Source organism: Hydrogenimonas thermophila, assembly GCF_900115615.1.
Classification (GTDB): Bacteria; Campylobacterota; Campylobacteria; order Campylobacterales; family Hydrogenimonadaceae; genus Hydrogenimonas; species Hydrogenimonas thermophila.
Genome location: NZ_FOXB01000004.1, coordinates 85,136 through 107,977 on the forward strand (window position 1 = coordinate 85,136; position 22,842 = coordinate 107,977).

Annotated in this window: 22 protein-coding genes and 1 tRNA gene; 11 read left to right on the forward strand and 12 right to left on the reverse strand. The window is 35.5% G+C overall.

All coding sequences use genetic code 11. The features are described 5' to 3' along the window. The first annotated feature begins 35 nt into the window (after positions 1-35). A complete protein-coding gene (locus BM227_RS12685; protein ID WP_177201954.1) occupies positions 36-206 on the forward strand; it encodes a hypothetical protein in 171 nt (56 codons plus the stop codon). 1 nt (position 207) lies between these two features. Here the strand turns inward: BM227_RS12685 and BM227_RS02455 are convergent, their stop codons facing one another. Then, on the reverse strand, positions 208-714 hold the full coding sequence (locus BM227_RS02455) for a hypothetical protein (protein WP_092910850.1): 507 nt from the start codon (positions 712-714) through the stop codon (positions 208-210). Between the two features lie 172 nt (positions 715-886). On the opposite strand from BM227_RS02455, the gene BM227_RS02460 reads away from it, so the two are divergent. From BM227_RS02460 to BM227_RS02475, 4 genes are read left to right on the forward strand one after another with little or no spacing between them, the layout of a single operon-like run. Beyond that, a complete protein-coding gene (locus tag BM227_RS02460) occupies positions 887-1,504 on the forward strand; it encodes a hypothetical protein (RefSeq protein ID WP_092910852.1) in 618 nt (205 codons plus the stop codon). A 15-nt stretch (positions 1,505-1,519) separates the two neighbouring features. Next, on the forward strand, positions 1,520-3,286 hold the full coding sequence (locus BM227_RS12690; protein WP_177201955.1) for a DnaB-like helicase N-terminal domain-containing protein: 1,767 nt from the start codon (positions 1,520-1,522) through the stop codon (positions 3,284-3,286). A gap of 28 nt (positions 3,287-3,314) precedes the next feature. Beyond that, entirely contained in the window at positions 3,315-3,551 is a 237-nt protein-coding gene (locus tag BM227_RS02470; protein ID WP_143089679.1) for a hypothetical protein, read from the forward strand. Between the two features lie 51 nt (positions 3,552-3,602). Then, on the forward strand, positions 3,603-4,802 hold the full coding sequence (locus tag BM227_RS02475; protein WP_092910856.1) for a tyrosine-type recombinase/integrase: 1,200 nt from the start codon (positions 3,603-3,605) through the stop codon (positions 4,800-4,802). A 69-nt stretch (positions 4,803-4,871) separates the two neighbouring features. On the opposite strand, the gene BM227_RS02480 is transcribed toward BM227_RS02475, so the two are convergent. The 11 genes from BM227_RS02480 to BM227_RS02525 form a co-directional block, all read right to left on the reverse strand. Continuing rightward, positions 4,872-4,962: transfer RNA gene (locus tag BM227_RS02480), tRNA-Ser, on the reverse strand. Between the two features lie 51 nt (positions 4,963-5,013). Next, complete coding sequence (locus BM227_RS12695) at positions 5,014-5,157, reverse strand: hypothetical protein (RefSeq protein ID WP_177201956.1); 144 nt, start codon at positions 5,155-5,157, stop codon at positions 5,014-5,016. Positions 5,158-5,421: 264 nt separating this feature from the next. After that, complete coding sequence (gene pyrF / locus BM227_RS02485) at positions 5,422-6,105, reverse strand: orotidine-5'-phosphate decarboxylase (RefSeq protein ID WP_092910858.1); 684 nt, start codon at positions 6,103-6,105, stop codon at positions 5,422-5,424. A gap of 52 nt (positions 6,106-6,157) precedes the next feature. Next, entirely contained in the window at positions 6,158-8,119 is a 1,962-nt protein-coding gene (gene acs, locus BM227_RS02490; protein WP_092910860.1) for an acetate--CoA ligase, read from the reverse strand. A gap of 11 nt (positions 8,120-8,130) precedes the next feature. Next, entirely contained in the window at positions 8,131-8,745 is a 615-nt protein-coding gene (locus BM227_RS02495) for a 3'-5' exonuclease (protein WP_092910862.1), read from the reverse strand. Then, positions 8,745-10,553 carry a putative nucleotidyltransferase substrate binding domain-containing protein gene (locus tag BM227_RS02500; protein WP_218147902.1) on the reverse strand — a complete coding sequence of 603 codons (1,809 nt, stop codon included), beginning with the start codon at positions 10,551-10,553 and terminating at the stop codon, positions 8,745-8,747. The genes BM227_RS02495 and BM227_RS02500 overlap by 1 nt, the downstream gene beginning before the upstream one ends. 63 nt (positions 10,554-10,616) lie before the next feature. Next, positions 10,617-12,263, reverse strand: coding sequence for a cation acetate symporter (locus tag BM227_RS02505; RefSeq protein ID WP_092910864.1), 1,647 nt, complete (start codon positions 12,261-12,263; stop codon positions 10,617-10,619). After that, positions 12,260-12,592, reverse strand: coding sequence for a DUF485 domain-containing protein (locus BM227_RS02510; protein WP_092910866.1), 333 nt, complete (start codon positions 12,590-12,592; stop codon positions 12,260-12,262). The genes BM227_RS02505 and BM227_RS02510 overlap by 4 nt, the downstream gene beginning before the upstream one ends. A gap of 16 nt (positions 12,593-12,608) precedes the next feature. Then, entirely contained in the window at positions 12,609-13,928 is a 1,320-nt protein-coding gene (locus BM227_RS02515; RefSeq protein WP_092910868.1) for an OprD family outer membrane porin, read from the reverse strand. A gap of 127 nt (positions 13,929-14,055) precedes the next feature. Then, on the reverse strand, positions 14,056-14,715 hold the full coding sequence (locus BM227_RS02520; protein ID WP_092910870.1) for a response regulator transcription factor: 660 nt from the start codon (positions 14,713-14,715) through the stop codon (positions 14,056-14,058). Further along, positions 14,696-16,312: a sensor histidine kinase gene (locus BM227_RS02525; RefSeq protein ID WP_092910872.1), complete on the reverse strand. Its 1,617-nt coding sequence runs from the start codon at positions 16,310-16,312 to the stop codon at positions 14,696-14,698. The genes BM227_RS02520 and BM227_RS02525 overlap by 20 nt, the downstream gene beginning before the upstream one ends. A 420-nt stretch (positions 16,313-16,732) precedes the next feature. On the opposite strand from BM227_RS02525, the gene BM227_RS02530 reads away from it, so the two are divergent. The 6 genes from BM227_RS02530 to clpX all read left to right on the forward strand — a co-directional run bounded on the left by BM227_RS02530 (position 16,733) and on the right by clpX (position 22,826). Beyond that, the gene (locus tag BM227_RS02530; protein ID WP_092910874.1) at positions 16,733-17,257 is read left to right on the forward strand and encodes a peptidylprolyl isomerase; all 525 of its coding nucleotides are present in this window, start codon (positions 16,733-16,735) and stop codon (positions 17,255-17,257) included. 70 nt (positions 17,258-17,327) lie between these two features. Beyond that, positions 17,328-19,238 carry an NAD(+) synthase gene (locus tag BM227_RS02535; RefSeq protein ID WP_092910876.1) on the forward strand — a complete coding sequence of 637 codons (1,911 nt, stop codon included), beginning with the start codon at positions 17,328-17,330 and terminating at the stop codon, positions 19,236-19,238. A gap of 1 nt (position 19,239) precedes the next feature. Beyond that, positions 19,240-20,319, forward strand: coding sequence for an epoxyqueuosine reductase QueH (locus BM227_RS02540; RefSeq protein WP_092910913.1), 1,080 nt, complete (start codon positions 19,240-19,242; stop codon positions 20,317-20,319). Positions 20,320-20,358: 39 nt separating this feature from the next. After that, positions 20,359-20,805 carry a 3-hydroxyacyl-ACP dehydratase FabZ gene (gene fabZ, locus BM227_RS02545; RefSeq protein WP_092910878.1) on the forward strand — a complete coding sequence of 149 codons (447 nt, stop codon included), beginning with the start codon at positions 20,359-20,361 and terminating at the stop codon, positions 20,803-20,805. 15 nt (positions 20,806-20,820) lie between these two features. Next, complete coding sequence (gene lpxA / locus BM227_RS02550; RefSeq protein WP_092910880.1) at positions 20,821-21,609, forward strand: acyl-ACP--UDP-N-acetylglucosamine O-acyltransferase; 789 nt, start codon at positions 20,821-20,823, stop codon at positions 21,607-21,609. After that, complete coding sequence (gene clpX / locus BM227_RS02555; RefSeq protein ID WP_177201957.1) at positions 21,606-22,826, forward strand: ATP-dependent Clp protease ATP-binding subunit ClpX; 1,221 nt, start codon at positions 21,606-21,608, stop codon at positions 22,824-22,826. Before lpxA ends, clpX begins: the two co-directional genes overlap by 4 nt. Positions 22,827-22,842: the final 16 nt, after the last annotated feature.

A 22,842-nucleotide genomic window follows, 5' to 3' on the forward strand; every position in this document is an offset into this window, starting at 1 on the left:
ATATGTAGAAAACAAAAAATAAAAAAGGGGTAATGATGGCAAAAAAAAGTAAAATGGAATATTTTAGAACTGAAATTGAAGAACTGATAAAAAAGGGAGTAAGTATAAGAAGTGCTTGGAAAATAATAAATTCAGAGCTTCCAGACTATGCTAAAATCAGTTATATGGGCTTTTATAATTATGCAAAACAATTTAAAAAGAAATAGATTACCAGGAGGAAAATGCTATCCCTCCTATCGTTTCTTCTAACATATCAATAATCTTTTGTTTATTATAATTTATAAATTTAATATCTTGGTTGTCTAAAATATTTTTTACAAAGAATATAAATTTTTTTATATCTCGATTTGTGTAACCAGGATTTTTGGAAAAGTTTTTAAGTTGTTTAATTGTTTGTTTGAGACCAGTTTCAAAATATTCAATTGCAATTTCATAATTATATTCAACTTCATTTTCAATACAATAACTAAGTTGGTCAATCAATATTTGTTTAGCAGAATTTGATAAAATAAATAGTTTTAAATATAATAATCTTTTATCATATGGTTCATTTTCTTTTTCATATCTACCTATTTTTCCTGTTTCAAGAAATTCTTTTAAATCATTTTCTGTGAAATACTTATGTAATAATGCAATAATAGGTCTTTCTTCTTTTTTCCAATTGTAATATGTTTTATCAGAAATTGATAAAATAGATTTGATTATATCTTTCATTTTTACCTCTTTTTTGATTTTGATACATGTTTAGGAATTTATAATGTAACTATACCAAAAAAATTAATGTAATTGTTGACATTTTTTACACTTTTTTGTAAAATACATAATAATGTAAATAAATGTAATATTTACATTAGCATAACATACATAATACAAAAAAGGAGAAAATATGACAGCAGCAGAGACATTAAAATCATGTAACATAAGCACTGTTGAACAACTCATAAACAAAATAGATGCAGTTGTCGAAATCATGAAAGACGATGCAAAAAGAATCTGTATATCAAAAAAAATTGCAGTTGTAGATTTCGATTTTGCATTTTCTGTTTCAGCAGAAGCGACACTTAAGACGATTGAAAAAGGTGCAAAACTGCAGGGAGTTAAGCGTTTTCTAAACTGTCAAAATATCGATATCGCGGTAAATTGGTTATTACAACGTATAGTTGCAAACATTAAAAATACTTATGATAAAAGATATAAAATGCACTTTGAAAACAACGGGACATGTGAAATAAACGACTATACGTCAAAATACACTATCGATAAACAAATAGAAACAGAAATCGAAAAAATGAAAAAGATAGATAAAGAGAAAATTAAGCAAGGCTTAAAAAAAGTTTGGAAAGAGGTAGACCATGATGATTTTGATATAGCTGATTTTGTTGAATTATGTGAAAAACATGGCTTCAATGCAGAAGAAATTTTGGGGTTTAAGCCAATCGTAAACGCACAAATTAAAACACAGCAAGTTGAGAGTGGCCGCTCTCAACTTTTTTTCGATTTCTAAAATAAAGAAAAAATCATGAAAAATATAGCAAAAAACTGCAAAAAAATCAATGAAATTGATGTTGATACGATATCAAATTTAAATATTGAGCGTGCTGTTTTAAGTACAATTATCTTTGATCCAGTGCGGTATGAAGAGATTGCCGTACAGTTGAAACCGGAAGATTTTTACCACCCTTTTCATCAGCACCTTTTTGTAGCTATGGAGGAGCTTTTTAAGGGTGATCAGCCGATAGATGAAGAGTTTCTTAGGGAAAAATTGACTCAGAAAAATCAGTTTGATGAAGTTGCTTTTTTGGATATTGTTGCATACACTAATCCGCTCTCAAATGCCAATGCTTACATAAAAGAGATCAAGGCAAAAGCACAAAAAAGAAAGCTACTTGATGTAACTACTACAACTAAAAAAATGGTAGCCGACGGTAACAAGCCAGGCGATATTGCAGCTAACATTATGCAGCAAATCGATGAAATATCTAAAGAAATTGATGTTGAAGTAGTTCAGAAAAAAATCGAATATATGCAATCAAAAAATAAAAAAATAGAGAAACTTAACCAATTATTGCAGTCTCAATTTTTGAAGCTAGACGAAGAAAAAATAATACTTAACGAAATTGAAAAATTAAAAAAAGAGATAGGCTTAGACGAAGCACAGAAATGGGATGATAACATTGATGATTGGCTTGATAGATTTGACCTTGACCCAGATGAACTTGAAAACATAGAAGTTGAATATTTAGTCGATAATCTTATTGTTAAGCAAGAAATTTCAATGATTTTTGCACCCGCAGGCACTGGAAAATCCCTTGGTGCGGTAGATATAGCTAATATGTCTCTCATAAACGAAAAAGTTGAGCGTGCACTATATTTTGATTTAGACAACGGAGATGCGACACTTGCAGAGAGAAAAATACATGATTTAAAAAAACAGCACGGTAAAAAATTTAGATACTTTAGATCTGGTACAGATGACGTTTGGCGTGTGATACGCGAAATCTCAAAACGCGATCTAACTAATAGTTTAATTGTATTTGATTCAGCCAAAAATTTCATGCAGGGGAAAGACCGAGATAAAAATAAAGATGTATCACAGTTGACAGAAATTTTCAAGAGATTAAGAGATAAGGGAGCTACAGTTATTTTCTTGCACCATAGCCGAAAGCCACCTGCAGACCAAAATAAATTTGACCAAATATATTCAGGCAGCAGCGCATGGGAAGAAGACACATCTAATAGTTTTTTATTGATTAACAATCCACATAAAAATACTTTTATTTTTGTACCGCAAAAAAACCGGATTGGAAAAATAGAAGAACAAGCTTTTCAACATAAAGATAACCACACTTTACAAAAAGTAGAGCTACAATGGGCAAAAGAGGATGAATTATATGAGAAAATCCGAGATGAAATAATTGATTTTATTGATACTTCCAAGAATAAGCCAACTTTTTCACAAATCCTAACTCACCTAATGGAGATGGGCTTTTCAAAAAATAAATCAAATGAAGTGATCCAGTCCGGCAAAGGTAGGTATTGGAAAGTAGAGAAAGTGAAAAAGAATAACAAAAGCCTATTTTTCATTATCGAACCAGAGACTGCAGAGACAAAATTTGAAATTATTGAATTTGAAGCAGATAACACGGATAAGTCGGACAAGTCCTATTTTAGGGATTTCTCTAAGTCGGATAACTGCGGACAAGTGCGGATAACTGCAAACAAATCTAAGAATTATGTATCTGAACAGAATGATTATAGCAAAATAGATATACCAGTGCCAATTTAAGAGCTAGAGAGCTAGGAGGTGTAGCATGATGTTAGCCCAAGAGCTTGCAGAAATTAAATCAGATATTCAGATTATTAAGCAGTTTGTAATGGATTTTCCGGAGTGGATTCCATTAAGCGATTCACTTGCCAAAGAGTACGGATACAGTGGTGTTGACGGCTTAAGAGAATGGTGTAAAAGAAACATTCACCCGTCACAGTTTCAAAAACGTGGACGCATTTACCATCTGCATAAGTCAGCCCTTTCAATTCTAAAAAAAGGATGAAAGTGCTACCATTTCACATGCCCACAACCAGAAAGCAGAAAGGACTAAAAAGTGAGTCGTAGAAAAGGTTGTGCATACATCTGGGAAAGAAAAGATACCCGTGTTCTTTGGCTTTGTAGATATGTTAACAAGAAGCCTGTTCGAGTAAGCACTGGATTGCCAGATACAAAACAAAACCGCTTATTTTTAAACCGTAATGCTGAATCTGAATTTTGGCGTATTGCACTTGAACAAGGTAAAGTAGAACCAGATCAAATACCAAATAATTCATCTTTATCTATTATTATGCAGCAAGATCCAGCTATGCCAAAACTAAGAGAGTATGGCGAGTATACTTTAAATGCTACATTATCAGGTAGATCAACAAAAACTCAACAAGACGTTAAAAAGAAGTTTAACCGTATTTGTCTATATTTTGGAGATGAAACGCCTATAAATTCAATTACAGCTACAATGATAGCAGAATGGCAAACTAAGCTTAGCCAGGGTAAAGTCTCTTATCAAAATGGAAAGCCATACTCAAATAAAACAATTATAAATTATCGTTCAGTTTTAAACACTATATTGAGTGCAGCAGTAGATGATGGATTAATACAACGCAATCCGATGGAGTCAAGAATAGCTAAAGCCCCACGGATTATTAAAAAAATTCCAACCGTCTATTCACTTGAAGAGATTCGAGCTTTACTTGAATCTTGTCGTCATTATGCCAAAAATGCACGCAATTTTCAAACCGAGTGGGCATGGAAACAGATGTTTTATATGCTAAAGCTTGGTTTTTTTACAGGGTTGCGGTCAGGAGAGCTAATAGCTCTGCAATGGCATGACATCAACTTTGATCAAAATTACATCCATGTCCAAAGGCGAATAAGAGATGGTGATGAAGATTTACCAAAAGGCTATAAAAAACGTTTTGTTGATTTATTGCCACAAGCAAAAGAGGTACTAAAAACTCAACAGTTGCTTACAGGACTTAAAAGTAAGTGGGTATGGCTAACTTATCAAGGCAATCCTTATTCATCTACTGATAGCTTGGATGAAATGTTTAAAAAGGCTTGCAGACATGCAGGTGTAAAAGTTGGTAAATTTTATAATATGCGTCATAGCTTTGCTACATTGATGATAGAAAATGGAATGAGTGAAAGTTGGCTTATTCAAAATACTGGGCATGTTGATATATCAACAACCAGAGATTATTATTTTGGTAAAATAAAGCCTAATTTAGATGCAATTAATAAGCTTGTTGTATAGGTTTTATACACAGTTTATACACAGTTGAAAAATGAAGTGTTTGAAAAGCCCTATTTTAGGGGATTGAAGTGGCGGACAGGGAGGGATTCGAACCCTCGGTACCCGCAAAGGTACGCACCCTTAGCAGGGGTGTGGTTTCAGCCAGCTCACCCACCTGTCCGTGTAATGCTTAAGTGGGTGAAATTATAGCGGCTGAATCTTAATATTCTGCTTAAACAGCCTTGTATTGACTAGATTTTAGAATATTTTCCAGTAGCTTTTGAAGCTGTTCTGCCATTGCACTATTTTGTTTTTTTGCATCTTCAATGCGCTCTTTAAGCTTAACTACCAATTCTACCTTATCCAAAATTTTCATAACAGCTCCTTGAAAATTTATATTTAAGGATGCTCATATATTGGCAACCTGTATATTTCAAGTAAGCAATAATTGTTCCTTTATATATAATACTATATTGGAAAGATTTAGATACAATGCTATAAATAGTTTTTGATTTAGGAGAGTTGTAATGTTTCAGAAATATGCCCCACTGGTATTTGTTATACTTTTTGCACTGTTTGTAGGATGGATGATTTGGGGGATGGAAACAGCAGTTCCACAAGGGAACTGGTAAAAAGTTTTTTATAGAGCTTGTAGAATTTTTTCTACTACTTTAGCTGGTTCTTCAGACTTATAGACAGGTCGTCCTACGACGATTATGTCTACTTTCTCTTTTTTTGCAGTTTCAATATCTGCAACACGTTTTTGATCGTCACTCTTTTCTCCAAATGGACGAATTCCCGGTGTCAAAGTTAAAAATGACTTATCTGTTTCATGTTTAATCATACTGCTCTCATAAACACTGCATACTACACCATCAAGTCCTGCCTGATAGCTTTGAAGTGCAAACTCTTTTGCTTTTTCTTCAATATCAGTTCCGTAAATCTCTTTAAAACTATGATAGTCAAATGAGGTAAGAGCTGTTACAGCCAGTACAAGTGGTCTTTTTTCATATTTATCAAGACGTTCCATAACTGTTTGCATTGCCTTTTTACCAGCACTAGCATGAATATTGAACATATCTACATCCATTTTAGCTATCTCTTCAGCTGCATCAGCCATAGTATTTGGGATATCATATAGTTTAAGGTCAAGAAAAATTTTGAAGTTTGGGTTTATCTCTTTTATTTTATCTAAAAAATCTTGTCCATCACGAATGAAAGAACGAAATCCGACTTTAAGCCAAATATCGTATTTAGCAAGTGTTTGGACGAGTTGAAGATTCTCTTTTGAAGAAGGAAGGTCTAGAGCGACGCATAGTTGCATAGTATTTCCTTTTTGGAAATTATACCACGTCGCTCCCCTTCCTTAAAAGGTTTTAGCCTATAACACAGCTTTGAATTTTAGCAACAATGCTAGGATCTTCCAGTGTTGAGATATCTTGCTTAATCTCTTCACCTTTAGCAATAGCACGAAGAATTCGGCGCATTATTTTACCTGAACGTGTTTTAGGCAAGCCAGGAACAACTTTAATGGTGTCACATTTTGCAATATTTCCAATCTCTTTAGAGATTACTTGATTGATCTCTTTGGCAAGTTCTGCCTCTTCTCCAAAGCTATCCTCTACATCTTTGAGAACAACATAGGCAAATACACTTTCACCTTTGATGTCATCTGGTTTACCAACAACTGCAACTTCTGCAACATGTGGGTGCTTTTTAATGGCAGCTTCTATCTCTGCTGTACCCATTCGGTGTCCTGAAACATTGATAACATCATCAACACGTCCTGTAATTGTGATGTAGCCATCTTCATCAATAATTGCACCATCACCTGAGAAGTATACAGGTTTACCATCTTTTTTGGCATCACCAAAGTAAGACTTTTTAAATCGTTCAGGATCGCCCCAAATAGTTCGGATCATACTTGGCCAAGGTTTAGTAATGCATAGAAGTCCTTGTTCACCAGGCTCTACAGGTGTGCCATCACGCTCAATTACTTCTGCCATAATTCCAGGTAGCGGGAATGTTGCACAAGCTGGTTTAATAGGTGTAGCACCTGGTAGTGGACTAACCATATGACCGCCTGTTTCAGTCTGCCACCATGTATCAACAATTGCACAGCGTCCGCCACCAATTTTTTCATAGTACCACTTCCATGCTGGTGGGTCAATTGGTTCACCAACAGTTCCTAGAACTTTAAGTGAGCTAAGATCATATTTTTCAGGCTCATGTTCACCTGTTTTATGAAGTACACGAATTGCAGTTGGAGCTGTGTAGAACTGGTTAATTTTATACTCTTCAACCATTTTCCAAGCACGTCCTGCATCTGGATATGTTGGTACACCTTCAAACATAACAGTTGTTGCACCCATTGCAAGCGGTCCGTAAACAATGTATGTATGACCAGTGATCCAACCTATGTCTGCTGTACACCAGTATGTGTCATTCTCTTTGACATCGAAGACCCACTCCATTGTCATTTGTGCCCATAAAATATAACCTGCTTGTGCATGCTGAACACCTTTTGGTTTACCAGTTGATCCTGATGTATATAGCAAGAAGAGTGGATCTTCACTATCCATAACTTCTGGTTCACAAGTATCTGCTTCAAGATCAATTAATTCATTGTAGCTGTAATCCCGTCTTTCAATCCAGGTAATATCTTCATGGTTTCTTTGAACAACTAACACTTTTTCAACAGTGTCGCATCCCTCTTCAAGTGCAATATCAACTACAGGTTTTAGCATATATGGTTTACCTTTTCTGTAAGCACCATCAGCTGTAATAACTAGTTTAGCTTCTGCATCAATAATACGATCACGAAGTGCTTCAGCACTAAATCCACCAAATACGACAGAGTGGATCGCTCCAAGACGTGCACATGCCAACATTGCATAAGCTGCTTCTGGAATCATTGGCATATAAAGAACAACGCGATCACCCTTTTTGATACCGAATCTGTTTTTAAGAAGGTTCGCAAAACGACTAACATTACGGTAAAGTTCAAGGTAAGTAATGATTTGTTTATCACCACGGTCACCTTCAAAGATGATAGCCGCTTTGTTTTTGCGAACTTCAAGGTGGCGATCTATACACTGATAGCTGACATTAAGTTTACCGCCTACAAACCACTTATAAAATGGTGCGTTGGACTCATCAAGCACTTGTGTGAAAGGTTCAAACCAGTTAATCTTCTCTTTTGCCCAGTGGCCCCAGAATCCTTCATAATCCTCTTTTGCCCAATCAACCAATTCTTGATATTCACACATATTTTTAATACGTGCATTTTTTGCAAACTCTCGGTTAGGTTTAAATATAGGCTTTCTCTCTTCGCTCATTATTTTCTCCTTTAATTTAGTGTTTTTAAATTTTTAAGTTTAATATACATCATAGCTGTCATAATTGCATCATTAAGAGCATCATGCTTATTTAGTTTTGGAATATCTAATGCTTTGAGCATTGCATCAAAACGTAAATCAACATGTTCTTGATGTATTGTGCCTACTTTTTTATCATAGTATAGCGCAGAAATTTCTATTAATTGATTAGGTAAAGTTATTCCTAAACTTTCTTTAAGCATTTTGTTGACCATAGCTACATCAAATTCCAGATAGTAACCAACCAGTGTTCTAGGTCCAATAAAGTGTAAAAAACGTGCTATAGCTTCATCTGCTTCTATAGCATTTTTCATATCACAAGCTCTGATTTGGTGTATTTTTATACTTTCAGGGTTTATCTCACGGTTACATTTTATGTAAAGGTGAAGAGATGAACTAGTTAAAATACGATTGCCCTTAACCTTTACAGCACCAATTGAGATGATTTCATCACGCTTAACATCCAGCCCAGTTGTCTCTGTATCGAAAACAACCACTTCATCTTTAGGTGGTGTATCGAACAAAAAGGAATAGTGAGGGTCTTTTAATCTCTTTTTCATCCAATTGCGTTTAAGCCTATTTAGCATTACCCCACCATATTTAGTTTAAAGTGATAAGTAATGAACTTTTTCAGTTCACGCACTACCTTTAGTGCATCTTTTAACATGTCACGCTCCAGTTTGCTTAGGTTACGAATATCGACTCTATTATCTGGTTTTTTCCCCTGTGCTATTTGCGACAGTTTATTTTGTAAAATAAATGTAAGAATGACATCAAATGATTCAATAAGCTCTGTTGCAAATTTTCTGTCAATCAGTCCGATTTCATTGAGCTCTTTGATTCGTTCAACTGTTGAAGTTACCTCAATTTTTTGCTCCAATGCCAATGCACGTATACCGTGCATAAGGATGAAACTACCTCCTTTTTTAAGATCAATCTGATCGTTGCCAAATCCTCCTAGCAATCCTAGAGGTATATCAAAACGTTCAACAGCCTGTGCAAATATAGCCAGTGCAGTAGGGTGGTTGCTTATTTTGTTAAAAAGATAGTGTCGTAAATCTTTAAGAAGCTTAGTATTGCCTGCTACACATTTAGCATCAACAAGGATGGCTAGCTTCATCATTGCATCACTCTCTGGTATATCAACCCAATTATCAATTGCTTTTTTAAAATCTTGAAGAGGTTGAGACCACTCTGGATTACTGACCATTACATTACCTGGACATTCTGGAAATCCCAAGCTTTGCAGTGCTTTGCTAAATTGGGTCATCTTCCCTTCAAGTCCATCAGCATAAAAATCATCTTTTATAATGAGACCGTTGTCTTGATCAGTTCTGATGATCTGCTCCTCACGCCCTTCGCTTCCCATAACCATCAGTGCTACATTAGAATGCCACTCTTGAGGTATGATGAGTTCAAATACTTTTGCAAATACTTTGGCATTGAGTTCGCTGATAATACGGGCAATATATCGTGCTTTTATGCCTTTATGATGAAGTGTTCGTACAATGTTAACCATTCCATCCGTTGTACTTTTGAGTTCTTCAATGGAGCTTGCTTTTTCGATTTGAACACTTAGAAGGTAAGCATGGTTGGAAAAATAACTAAGTAAATCTATTTGCTCAATAGTGCCGCAAATATTTTTATTATGTGTGACAACAAGGCGTTTAATGCTATGGCGTGTCATCATCAGCAGGGCATTGAAAAGAAAGTCATCACGTTCTATTGTTATAAGTTTATAGGTTGCAATATTTGCAATCGGCTCTTGTAGTGAGACGCCACCTAAAATAATGTGATGTCTAAGATCACTGTCTGTGACAATTCCTATATGCTGTTGATGCTTAACCAAAATAGCAGTTGCTTTTACTGCTTCCATACCAGCTACTGCTTTTACAATTGGAGTTGTACCTTCGACAATGTATGGAGAGTGGATAAAAATATCACCAATACGTGCCGTAAGAAACTCAGTAAACTCTGTTTGCTGGCTCTGTTTGCGCAAAGCTTGTAGGCGTGTGGCTATATCTTCTAAATAAAAAGTTTTAAAAGCATCATTTGTTTTAATAAGCTCCAAAAAAAGTGTTTTTGGAATCTCATAACAAAGAAGCTCTTCAATCACACGGTAGATACGTTCATTTGAGTGTTGCAAAATTTCACAAGCACCTATAGTATCTAGTGCACCGAAATATTCGACATTTCCTTCCTTGTCACTTGCTTCAACACTACCTTTGATAATAATAGAGATATTATCTGGTTTTTTATCTTCATTAAAAAGGATAGTATCTTTAGGGTAGTAGGCTATATCCATAGCACTCAACACCCGTTCTAACTCATTGTCAGATAGGGAGTCAAATGGGTGAATAGATATAAGAAAGGATTTTTGTTCAACAATACTCATAAATAGTATCCTTCTTTCTAAAAAAGTAGCGATAAGTTTAAATCACTTATCGCTACAAAATGATTAGTGCGATACTGCCCCTTCAGCTCCGATCCCTGTTTGAGAGCGAATGTCTTGCGCTTCAAATGCTTCACGCTCTTTTTCGGCATCAGCACTTTTGTCTGTTACTGAGAAGAACCAGATACCTATGAAAGCAACAGTTACACTAAATAGTGCCGGATATTTATATGGGAATATAGCCTCATCAAACCCTAAAATCTGTTGCCATACAATAGGACCAAGGATAACCAGCATAACAGCTGTTGCAAGCCCCAAACTACCACCAATTACAGCACCGCGTGTTGTGAGATTTTTCCAAAACATTGAGAGGAAAAGAACAGGGAAGTTTGCCGATGCTGCAATAGCAAATGCCAAACCAACCATAAATGCAATATTCTGTTTTTCAAATGCAATACCAAGCAAAATAGCAACAATACCCATTGCAATAGTTGCAATTTTAGAGATGCGCATCTCTTGAACCTCATCTACACGACCACGTCTAAAGACATTTGCATAAAGGTCATGACTTATGGCTGAAGCACCTGCAAGTGTCAGACCAGAAACAACTGCAAGAATTGTTGCAAATGCAACTGCTGAGATAAATCCAAGGAAGAAGTTTCCACCCACTGCATGGCTAAGATGAATTGCTGCCATATTGTTACCACCGATTATCTTACCCGCTGCATCAAGGTATTGCGGGTTAGTTAAAACCATTACCACGGCTCCAAAACCGATGATAAATGTCAAGATGTAAAAGTAACCTATAAAACCAGTTGCATAAAATACCGACTTTCGTGCCTCTTTTGCATCTGCAACAGTAAAGAAGCGCATTAGAATGTGAGGAAGACCTGCTGTACCAAACATTAGTGCAATACCAAGACTAATTGCAGAGATAGGATCACTCACGAGACCGCCAGGGCTCATAATTGCATTATGGTTTGGATGAACTTCAACAGCTTTGGCAAAGAGTTCTTCAAAGCTGAAGCCAAAGTGTGCCATTACAGCGATTGCCATAAATGTTGCACCAGAAAGTAGTAGTCCTGCTTTGATAATTTGAACCCACGTTGTTGCCAACATACCGCCAAATGTTACATATAGAATCATCAAAACACCAACCAGAATAACCGCCAACTCATATGGAAGACCAAAAAGGATTTGGATTAGCTTACCTGAACCAACCATCTGTGCAATAAGATATAGAGTTACAGTTGCAATAGAACCAAATGCTGCAAGTGTTCGAATTGGAGTCTGTTTAAGTCGGAATGAAGCAACATCGGCAAATGTATACTTTCCAAGGTTGCGCAGACGCTCTGCTACAAGAAAGAGAATAATTGGCCAACCTACCAAGAAACCGATAGAGTAGATAAGACCATCATACCCTTTTAGATATACAAGACCAGAAATTCCTAGGAATGATGCTGCTGACATAAAGTCACCTGCAATTGCCAAACCGTTTTGGAAACCTGTAATTCCACCGCCAGCTGTATAGAAATCTTTGGCAGTTTTTGTACGTTTAGCTGCCCAGTAGGTTATGCCCAGCGTTGCAGCAACAAAGACTAGGAACATAATGATAGCTGAAATATTGAGAGGCTGTTTTTGGACTTCACCTTCAATTGCACCACCTGCAAAAAGTGCCAGTGATGAGAGTGTTAGTAGTAAGACTTTTTTCATGAAGCATCCTTTGCAAGCTCTTTTTCAAGTTCCTCTTTGACTTCACGGCTAAGATCATCAAATTCACTATTGGCACGTTTGACATAAACTCCTGTTAGCGCAAAAGCGATAATAATAATTGCTATACCGACAGGAATACCGACAGTTGTAACTTTGCCATCTCCAAGTGGAGTACCTAGCAGTTGAGGATCGAACGCTATGGTTAAAATGAATGCATAGTAGACCACTAGCATAATAATTGAAAGCGTCCAAGCAAAACTGCTGCGCTTTTTAACTAACATCTGATATTTGGGATTACTCCTAATATGCTCTATCATCTCTTTTGTCATAACGACTCCTTTTTAGTTAAAAGTTATAGTTTACAATGAAACGGTACTCATCCCAATCTATTCCAGGTTTAAAATCTCTAGGAAAGTTTCCTCTAAATCTTAGTTGAAGATTTTGAATTCCTTTAGGGTAGTACTTAATATCAAATCCACTCTCTTTGGCAGTCCATGCTTTACCTGTATCGTATGGATTGTTTTCACCAACATCAAAATTGCAGTAGTAGAGTGTAGCATTGGCATTTATACCCATATTTTGAAAGTTATAGTTTCCTGCAACTTTCCAAGCATCAGTGTCTGCAAAGAATTGGTGTCGTGTAACCATTCCCTGTGTAAATGCAGGCATTCCACCCCAAGGGCTTGCTATACTGGAACCAAGTGGATTGTTACTATCTGAACCTGTTGTTGAGTAAGCAACATATCCACTGACATTACCAACTTTTGCTCCAACTTTTGCTCCAATATAGTCTGAATCAAAATCTCCTGCAAGAGAGTCACCTGTATCACTTTCGTGTATATATTGAAGTGATGTTTTCATCTTTACGCTACCTATAGGAATAGCATAATCTCCTTGCAAATAGACAATATTCATTATGTCGTGAGCATAATAGTCCCAAGCTTGGAGAGTCAGGTTTTTAACTCCACTATATTTGACAGCAGCAATTGAGACACCGTCAGTTTCTTTTCCAATAGCATATTCGCCCATATCAATGAATTCACCACTTTTATTATTTGCACCATATCCAGCTGTTAATGCCAATGCTTTATCTGATTCATTTTTTGTTTCAGTAAAATCTTTATAAGCATTAGAGAAAGTACCAGCGGCAAACTTTGTAACATGTGCTGCAATTAAGGTAGTATCTTTTAGATCTGTGTTTGTAAAAAGATAGGCTTCAAAGAGGTTTGGAATCATACGGGCATCATCGCTGCCAGCCATAGGAGTATCTAAACGTTGACGACCAGCTTTAAAGGCACTGTTTTTGTATGTGTACTTTAAGTATGCTTCACCAAGGATTGTATATCCCTCTTCATTTTCCCCAAAAAGTGTAGGATCCAGTGAAGCACCTGGCAGGTTATCTGAGCCTATTCCAAAGCCATTTGTTGTATAAAAGGCTGTACCAAGACTAAATCCATAATAAGGTGCAGTCTCATACTTCAAATGACCACCTGCTGCAATGGCTGATCTGTGAAGTGTAACTCCTCCATCGTAGTCTCTATCTATGTAGAAAACACGAACTTGACCACTTAGTTTTCCACTGCTAAATGCCTCTTCTAAAGTATCGGCACCATAGGAAACTGTTCCAATAGCAGCAATAACTGCCATAGATAAAAGTTTTTTCATGCATACTCCTTATAAGTCTGTACAAGGTTATGCTAAAAATCAAGTGTAGCGTGAGTGTAGCAATTGAAATTTATGTGTAAATTTTGGAAGGAGATAAAAACTTATGTGTAAAAAAGTAACTTATTTATTAACTGCGATTTATGCGGTAACCTACACCACGAATGTTTACTATAAAATCCTCTTTTAGACTTTTTTTAAGACGACTTACTTCAGCTCTTATTGTAGCGTTATCAATAATAGCATCATCCCAAACATAGTGGCGTAGCATTTCAAAATCAACTACATTTCCTTGATGAATAGCAAGTAGTTGAATTATCTGCATCTGTCTTTTTGTCAATGGGACTGGTTCATTATCAAAAAGTAGGGTTTCGCTGGCTTTATCAAAACTGTAACGTTGACTAAGGCGTATATGCTGTTTGTCTCTAATTCCTAACAGTTGGTCTATTTTTTGTATGTGCAAAAGAAGTTCAGGTAGGTGAAATGGTTTTTTAAGATAGTCATAACATCCAAGTTCATATGCTTTTGCTATCTCTTCCATTCCATGCATTGCACTTATAAAGATAGTTGGAGTTTGGATTTTTTCAGATTGAATTATTTCTAAAAGTTTTAAACCATCAATATTAGGTACACTTATATCTAAAATAAGTAGATCGAACTCCTCTTTTTTTAAACACTCCAATGCTGCATTTCCTTCAAAAAATGAAGTAACATCATGATTGTGAAGTTTTAGAAACTCAACGATAGCATCGTTAAGCATCATTTCATCTTCAAGCAGTAGGATTCTCATTACTTTTCCATTTTGAAATTATATAGGTAAATGTTACCACGTTTTCATTGTGTTGTAGTGTAACTCCAATCATATTGCGCTCACATATTCTTTTAACAATGTAAAGCCCAAGTCCAAAACCATTTTCATGTTCACTATCTTGATAAAAAGGTTCAAAGAGTTTTTCTATATTGGTAATCTCTTTGGCTTTATTACTAAAGCTTAGTCTAATTTCATCTTTTTCATTGCAAAGTCTTACAACAATTTCACTGCCAGGCAATGCATATTTAATAGCGTTTGATAAGTTATTATCTACAAGACGAGTAAATTCTTCTATATTCAACCATACTTTTTCGCTTTTTTGAAGGATGAGTTTAAATGACAATCTATTTGATTGAGCTATCTCATTGAAAAAGTCTATACGTTGACGAATAAATGGCTCAGGATCTATTGGTTCTTTTTCATATTCTATACGATGATATCTTAAAAGATAACTTAAATCACCGTAAAGGTTGTGGATCATTTTGGCTGCTGCTTCAATCTTTTGTATGTAACGATTATCTTTCTCATACATTTTCAATAGGTCAATTTGCGCCATTATGATGGCTAGAGGTGTGTTTATTTCATGAATAGAGGTTTTTATAAAAGCATCTTGGGCTTTTACAAGTTGTTCACTATACTCCTTTTGTTGTTGAAGTTTTGCTGTTTTTTTACGTACTTTTTCTTCAAGTGACAAATTAAGCTGAATTAATTCACGATTTCGTTGATGTATGGTTTCAACCATATGGTTAACATAACTTGCTAGGGGAATAAACTCTTTAATCTTTATTCTATGTTTATTAATAACATTATAACGAGTGGCTGCAGCATTAAAAAACTCACTGAAAGTTTTGATCTCATCTTGAATAATTTTATTAATTAGTTTAATACCTGCAAATGCAAAACCAAAAAGTATGGCAGAAAGGGTTAAAATCTCCATAACATATTTTATTAGGCGGTTCTTCATCTCTTCTTCTTTTTCTAGAACCATATTTTCAAGCTCTCCCATGTAAACTCCTGTACCTACCAGCCAGTTCCATGGTTTAAAAATTTCAGCATAAGATATTTTAGGAGAAAACTGTTTTGTAGAAGGCTCTTCCCATTGGTAATATAGGTATCCACCACCATTTTTTGCTTTTTGTATAAGTTCTTTAAGTATGGGAATTCCTGTTGGATCGGTAATTTTCAACATATTTTTCCCTTTAATTTCAGGTCGGTTAGGATCAAATACATTGTAGCCATCTATTGTATATATGAAAATATATCTATTTGCTGGAAGATCTGTATAGAGCTGATTTATAGCATCAATAATATGTTGCTGTAACTTTTCTTTATCTAATGTATCTCGATAATTTTTATATTCATAAGTAATAAATTTTATAACTCTTTTTGTTTGATTTTTGATCTCTTCTTTCTTTTTTTTGAGATAATGGATTTTTAATTGTGTAACTTCAGTATTGAAATCTTTATACTCTTCATAAACTACTAAAGCAGTAAAAAGAAGGGCTAATAATAGCAGTGTAATTATTCCAATAATATTTATATTATTAATACTTAAAATATGTTTCATATTCGACATAAATATTACTTTTTATGTTTATTTTTGTTGTTAGAGTTTGATTGCTTACCCTAAAAGCTTAAATTATACATCAAAAAACCGATATTTTAATAAGAGTAACAGTTTTTAAAAGTATAATTCAAGGTTCAACACATAAATGTGAAAATGATAATTTAAATAGGGCAGAAAAGGTAGTGGATGAGTAATTTGACGAAAAGTGAACGTGAGGGTCTTAACGATCTCTTCTGTTACCTTGAAGTATCAAATTTTCCTATACATAAACGTATTCTGCTTAAAATTAATCGTTTATTAATCTTTATAAAACTTTATATTATCCGCTAATCAAGTAAAATATCAGCTATCTGATATATTTTCTATGATACTCTACATTCTAATCTTCATTTTAAATAGTTGAAATAAAATATAAATCAAGGAAGTAATATGTTTGGAAAAAAATTAAAGACATACGATTATGATCAAGATACACTGAATCAGTTTCAGTATGCAAAAATCAAAACAAACAAAGGTGATATTTGGCTTAAACTATATGTAGATGAGGTGCCAAATACTGTTGCTAATTTTGCTACACTTGCAAAAGATGGATTTTATGATAATCTAAAATTTCACCGTGTAATTAAAGGTTTTATGGCTCAAGGCGGTTGTCCTCACAGTGGTCCTGGAGGAAATCCAGCTAGAGTTGGTACAGGTGGTCCTGATTGGGCAATAGCTTGTGAAACTGAAAAAAATACCCATAAGCATGTAAAAGGAACAATTTCAATGGCTCATGCTGGTAAAGATACAGGTGGAAGCCAGTTTTTTATCTGCTTTGTGCCTTGTCCACATCTTGATGGTGTACATACTGTTTTTGGAGGTATTGAAGATAGCGATGCTGACAGTATGCTTGTTCTTGATTCCATCAACCAAAATGACATAATTGAAACAATAGAGATTCACGCTTCAAGATAATTAAATGGCATACGCATAGTCGTATGCTGTTTTAAAGAACTACTCCCCTCACTTAGGACAGGACATAACAATGTTTGGTTTTTATAGAGTTGCAGCCGCAGTACCAAAAGTCAGAGTAACTGATGTAAGTTTCAATATTGAACATATTATTGATTTATGGAAAATTGCTGCAAAAAATCAAAGTGCAGTCATACTTTTCCCAGAGCTTTCTGTTAGCAGTTACAGTTGTGCTGATCTTTTTTATCAAGAGACTTTGCATAGTGCAGTTGATGTTGGTTTATCCAAGCTTTTGGATGAATCAATCCATTTAGATACTGTTGCCATTGTCGGAGCACCTCTTTGGCATAAAAATCGTCTTTACAATTGTGCTGTAGTTATACAAAAGGGTCAAATTTTAGGTGTTGTGCCCAAAATTTTTGTGCCTGAGCATAAAGAGTATTATGAAAAGCGTTGGTTTTCTAGTGGAAAAGATGTGAAGAATGAGATGATCGAGGTTGCAGGTCAATCTGTGCCATTTGGTGTAGATCTGCTCTTTAAAAGAAATAGTGAGCTAATATTTGGCATAGAGGTTTGCGAAGATTTATGGAGCGTTGTACCGCCTAGTTCTTATCAAGCTCTTGCAGGTGCAACACTTCTTTTTAATCTCTCAGCAAGTGATGAGATTGTCGGTAAAAGTGATTACCGAAAGAGTCTTGTATCTTCACAAAGTGCTAGATGTATGGCTGCTTATGTCTATGCCTCCTGTGGAGTGGGGGAGTCAACTACTGATGTTGTTTTTGGCGGGGATGCTATGATCGCTGAAAATGGAAGTTTGCTAGAGCAGGGTGAGCGATTTTTGGATGAGTCTCAAATAATTTTTGCAGATGTTGATCTAGCTAGACTTAAAATGATGCGTATTAGCGAAAGCAGTTTTAGCGATGGAGAGTGCAGAGAGTTTAGAATAGTAAATTTGTCTGATGTACCTCAAATAGTACAATTAAACAGATTTATAGACCCTCATCCCTTTGTACCAAGTGATAAAAAAGTGCGTACCAAGAGATGTAAAGAGATTTTTTCTATCCAAGCAGCTGCTCTTGCCAAACGACTTGAACATATAGGCTCTGAAGTATGTGTAATAGGAATTTCAGGCGGTCTTGATTCTACATTGGCACTTTTGGCGACATATAAAACTTATGAGATTTTAAAAAAGGACCCAAAAGATATTGTTTGTGTAACAATGCCTGGTTTTGGAACTACCGGACGCACTTTTGAGAATGCTAGAAGGCTTTGTGAAGGGCTTGGTGTAACTCTTAAAACGGTAGATATTACCAATGCCTGTTTGGATCATTTTAAAGTGATAGGGCACGATCCAAATGAGCATACAATAGTTTATGAGAATGTCCAGGCAAGAGAACGCACTCAAATTCTTATGGATTTAGCAAACAAGCTGAATGGAATTGTAATAGGTACAGGTGATTTAAGTGAATCAGCTCTTGGGTGGAGCACCTATAATGGTGATCATATGTCGATGTATGCAATCAATGTCGGAATACCAAAAACCTTAATAAGATACCTAGTAGAGTGGGCGGCTGATACGCACCCTGATATTTCAGAAGTTTTACAAGATATTCTTGCAACACCTGTAAGTCCTGAGCTTTTGCCTTCACAAGATGATGATACTATTTCGCAAAAGACAGAAGAGGTAGTAGGTCCATATGAGTTGCATGACTTTTTCTTGTATCATATGATAAAAAGTGGAGCAACTCCGAAAAAGATTCTTTTTTTAGCCAAAGTTGCATTTAAACAAAAGTATGATGATGAGACTATTAAAAAGTGGTTGAAACTCTTTTTGTGGCGTTTCTTTTCGCAACAGTTTAAACGAAGCTGTATGCCTGATGGTCCAAAAGTTGGAACTATTGCTCTTTCACCAAGAGGTGATTGGAGAATGCCGAGTGATGCAGTAGTAAGTGAGTGGATCAAAGAGTTAGAGAGAGTTGAATAAAATGTTAGTACATATTTGTTGTAGTGTTGACAGTCACTTTTTTTTACAGAAGCTACGGGAAGATTTTCCTAATGAACGGTTAGTTGGATTTTTTTACGATCCAAATATACACCCTTACAGCGAATATAGATTAAGACTTTTGGATGTACAAAGAAGTTGTGATCGTCTTGGTATAGAGCTAATTGAAGGACCATATGATTTTGAAACCTGGATGAATGCAGTTAAGGGGTATGAAAATGAGCTGGAAAAGGGTGCTAGATGTGAAATCTGCTTTGATCGCAGATTTGAAGTTAGTGCAAAAAAGGCTCGTGAAATAGGTGAGAAGAGTATGACTACAACTCTTCTTGTAAGCCCAAAAAAATCGCAAGAACAGCTTAAAAGAACAGGTGAAAGATTTGCTAAAGATTATGGTGTAGAGTTTGTATATGTAGATTACCGAAGCAAAGGCGGAACACAGTTACAGCAGCAGATAAGTAAAGAAGAAAAACTTTACCGTCAGGATTATTGCGGTTGTCTTTTTGGTTTGACAATTCAACGTGAACAGCAAGGCAACTTAGCTGATGAACTCTTCTCTCCTGTTGATGGAAGAGTATTGCCAGGTTCAATTGAAGAGCGTCTTTCTATGTATGAAAATCGTCTGGCTATTGAAGAAAAAAATCAAGACTATAAAATAGTACGTCAGAAGTTTCTTAATTACAGGCTTAAATTTGGCTGGGTAAAACATAAAAAGAAGACTTTGCCAAGCTACATTTTGCCATACTCAGTTATGAAAAGACGATATACTAACGGCAAAGTTGAGATGAAAATAGATGGGCTTTACTGGTTTAACAGAGAAGAGATTAGGTTTATGACACTTGAAAATTACAATCAGCTCTCACAGTGCAGTTACAATAGTGTTAAAGAGCTTATTTTTAATCCGCCATCTTTTGAAACAGATATGCTTGTTAGAGAAAAAGCTGGATTAGGGCTTTGGGATCTCTCTCCAATGATAGTTTTAGAAGAGATTCCAGAAGGAAAACTGGAAATTTTGATAGAATCTGAAGCTTATAGAGATGTCAGAGAAAAATTAGTACTCTTGTGATAAAATAAGATAATTTTCAACCCAAGGACTGTTTAAAAAATGATGGATGTTGTACAAATTCAGAAAATTTTACCTCATAGATACCCTTTTTTATTGGTTGATCGTGTTGTTACTTGTAATAAAGGTGAGTCAATAGAAGCTTATAAAAATATCTCTATTAGTGAACCTGTTTTTGAAGGACATTTTCCTGGTCATCCAATCTACCCAGGTGTTATGATTATAGAAGGAATGGCGCAAGCTGGGGGAATTTTAGCTTTTGAAAGTATGGATGAGAATGATCAAGAAGAGACTCAAGATAAAGTTGTCTACTTTATGAGTATAGATAAATGTAAGTTCAGAAACCCTGTACGACCTGGAGATAAACTTGTTTATAAACTTGAGGTTATTAAGCATAAAGGTGCTATTTGGGTACTTGACGGTAAAGCATATGTTGATGATAAACTTGTGGCGGAAGCAGAACTTAAAGCCATGATTGTTGATAAATAGATTCGGTGGAAAATAATGAGTGTTAAGATTTCACCACTTGCTATTGTAGAAGATGGTGCTCAGCTAGGAGTTGATGTTGAAATAGGTCCTTATGCTTATGTATCGGCTAAGGCAAAAATCGGTGATCGTACGACAATTGGGCAGTGTGCACGCATTGATGGTGATACAACAATAGGCAGTGACTGCCGTATATTCTCTCATGCAGTTGTAGGCTCAATTCCTCAAGACCTTAAGTTTCATGGTGAAGATGTTCAATTAATCATTGGTGATCGTAATACAATAAGGGAATTTACACTGCTTAATCCTGGAACAGAGGGTGGTGGCAGTGTTACTAAAATAGGCAATGATAACCTTTTTATGGGGTATGTTCACGTAGCGCATGATTGTATAATTGGTGATCGCTGTATCTTTGCCAATGCTGCAACTTTAGCCGGTCATGTTGAGATTGGAAATGGAGTAGTTGTTGGAGGAATGACACCTATTCATCAATTTGTTAAAATAGGGGATCTTGCAATGATAGCAGGAGCTTCTGCTTTAAGTCAGGATGTACCTCCTTACTGTCTTGCAGAGGGTAATCGTGCAGTTTTAAGAGGATTAAATTTAACTGGGTTGCGCAGAGCACTCTCTCGTGATGCGATAAACCCATTAAGAGTAGCATATAAAGAGCTTTTTGAGCGGGGTAAACCTTTAAAAGAGACAGCAGAAAAGTTGCTGGAGACCAGTGAGAGCGAAGAAGTAAAAAAGATGTGCCGTTTTGTAATAGAGACAAAACGAGGCATTCCATATGAGAGGAATAATGAATGATAAATAGAAGTTGCAGTTTCTGTGGAGTTAATGAAAGTCAGGATAATCCACTTTTAGCAGGTAACAATGTATACATATGTAAAAATTGTGTGATATCTGCGTATAAAATTCTTTTTGGTGAGCTTGAAGATGAAAAAGAGGTTGTTGATAAGGAGTTAATGACTCCAAGAGAATTAAAAGCTGCATTAGATGAGTATGTAATAGGTCAAGAGCGTGCCAAGCGGATCTTTGCAGTAGCTGTTTATAACCACTACAAAAGAATTTTTAAACAGAACAGTCTTGAAGATGATGATACAGAGATAGCAAAATCAAACGTACTTCTTATTGGACCAACAGGAAGCGGTAAAACATTGATGGCACAATCAATTGCAAAGTTTTTGGATGTGCCTATAGCAATTGCTGATGCAACAAGTTTGACAGAAGCTGGTTATGTTGGTGAAGATGTTGAAAATATTTTAACAAGACTTTTGCAAGCTGCTGACGGTGATGTTAAAAAAGCAGAGCAGGGGATTGTCTTTATTGATGAAGTAGACAAAATTTCCCGTATGAGTGAAAATCGCTCAATTACACGTGATGTTTCCGGAGAGGGTGTTCAGCAGGCTCTTTTGAAAATTATTGAAGGAAGTATAGTCAACATTCCACCTAAAGGTGGTCGAAAACATCCAAATCAGGACTTTATCCAGATAGATACATCAAATATTCTTTTTATATGTGGCGGTGCATTTGATGGTTTGGCAGATATTATTAAACGAAGACTTGGCGGTAATGTTCTTGGATTTAACCAAGAGAAAAGATCTAAACGTGATGATGAGCAGATATTAAGTTTTGTTGAAGCAGATGATTTGGTTGCTTATGGGTTGATTCCTGAGCTTATTGGGCGTTTGCATGTTCTTGCAACTCTTAATGAGATTACAAAAGAGGATATGGTCAAAATATTGACTGAACCAAAGAATGCTCTAGTTCGACAATATAAAAAGCTTTTTGCAATAGATGGTGTTACTTTGACTTTTGAAAAAGAGGCTTTAGAAGCTATTGCAGAGTTGGCAATTAAACGCAAAACAGGTGCAAGAGGACTCAGATCTATTCTTGAAGAAGTTATGGTTGATATTATGTATGATTTACCTGAGTATGCAGGTTATGAAATTGTCATTACAGAAGAAGTTGTGACAAAAGGTGCCAAACCGCTGCATATAAAACAAACTAAAAAAAGTGCATAAATTATAAAAAATATTT

Coding starts and splice junctions, on each gene's coding strand:
- BM227_RS02510 (WP_092910866.1), bottom strand. CDS start 12,592: ATGACAAAAGAGATGATAGAGCATATTAGGAGTAATCCCAAATATCAG.
- BM227_RS02520 (WP_092910870.1), bottom strand. CDS start 14,715: ATGAGAATCCTACTGCTTGAAGATGAAATGATGCTTAACGATGCTATC.
- fabZ (WP_092910878.1), top strand. CDS start 20,359: ATGATGGATGTTGTACAAATTCAGAAAATTTTACCTCATAGATACCCT.
- BM227_RS02470 (WP_143089679.1), top strand. CDS start 3,315: ATGTTAGCCCAAGAGCTTGCAGAAATTAAATCAGATATTCAGATTATT.
- BM227_RS12695 (WP_177201956.1), bottom strand. CDS start 5,157: ATGAAAATTTTGGATAAGGTAGAATTGGTAGTTAAGCTTAAAGAGCGC.
- clpX (WP_177201957.1), top strand. CDS start 21,606: ATGATAAATAGAAGTTGCAGTTTCTGTGGAGTTAATGAAAGTCAGGAT.
- BM227_RS02500 (WP_218147902.1), bottom strand. CDS start 10,553: ATGAGTATTGTTGAACAAAAATCCTTTCTTATATCTATTCACCCATTT.
- BM227_RS12685 (WP_177201954.1), top strand. CDS start 36: ATGGCAAAAAAAAGTAAAATGGAATATTTTAGAACTGAAATTGAAGAA.
- BM227_RS12690 (WP_177201955.1), top strand. CDS start 1,520: ATGAAAAATATAGCAAAAAACTGCAAAAAAATCAATGAAATTGATGTT.
- acs (WP_092910860.1), bottom strand. CDS start 8,119: ATGAGCGAAGAGAGAAAGCCTATATTTAAACCTAACCGAGAGTTTGCA.
- BM227_RS02515 (WP_092910868.1), bottom strand. CDS start 13,928: ATGAAAAAACTTTTATCTATGGCAGTTATTGCTGCTATTGGAACAGTT.
- BM227_RS02505 (WP_092910864.1), bottom strand. CDS start 12,263: ATGAAAAAAGTCTTACTACTAACACTCTCATCACTGGCACTTTTTGCA.
- BM227_RS02530 (WP_092910874.1), top strand. CDS start 16,733: ATGTTTGGAAAAAAATTAAAGACATACGATTATGATCAAGATACACTG.
- BM227_RS02460 (WP_092910852.1), top strand. CDS start 887: ATGACAGCAGCAGAGACATTAAAATCATGTAACATAAGCACTGTTGAA.
- BM227_RS02455 (WP_092910850.1), bottom strand. CDS start 714: ATGAAAGATATAATCAAATCTATTTTATCAATTTCTGATAAAACATAT.
- BM227_RS02540 (WP_092910913.1), top strand. CDS start 19,240: ATGTTAGTACATATTTGTTGTAGTGTTGACAGTCACTTTTTTTTACAG.
- BM227_RS02495 (WP_092910862.1), bottom strand. CDS start 8,745: ATGCTAAATAGGCTTAAACGCAATTGGATGAAAAAGAGATTAAAAGAC.
- BM227_RS02535 (WP_092910876.1), top strand. CDS start 17,328: ATGTTTGGTTTTTATAGAGTTGCAGCCGCAGTACCAAAAGTCAGAGTA.
- lpxA (WP_092910880.1), top strand. CDS start 20,821: ATGAGTGTTAAGATTTCACCACTTGCTATTGTAGAAGATGGTGCTCAG.
- BM227_RS02525 (WP_092910872.1), bottom strand. CDS start 16,312: ATGTCGAATATGAAACATATTTTAAGTATTAATAATATAAATATTATT.
- pyrF (WP_092910858.1), bottom strand. CDS start 6,105: ATGCAACTATGCGTCGCTCTAGACCTTCCTTCTTCAAAAGAGAATCTT.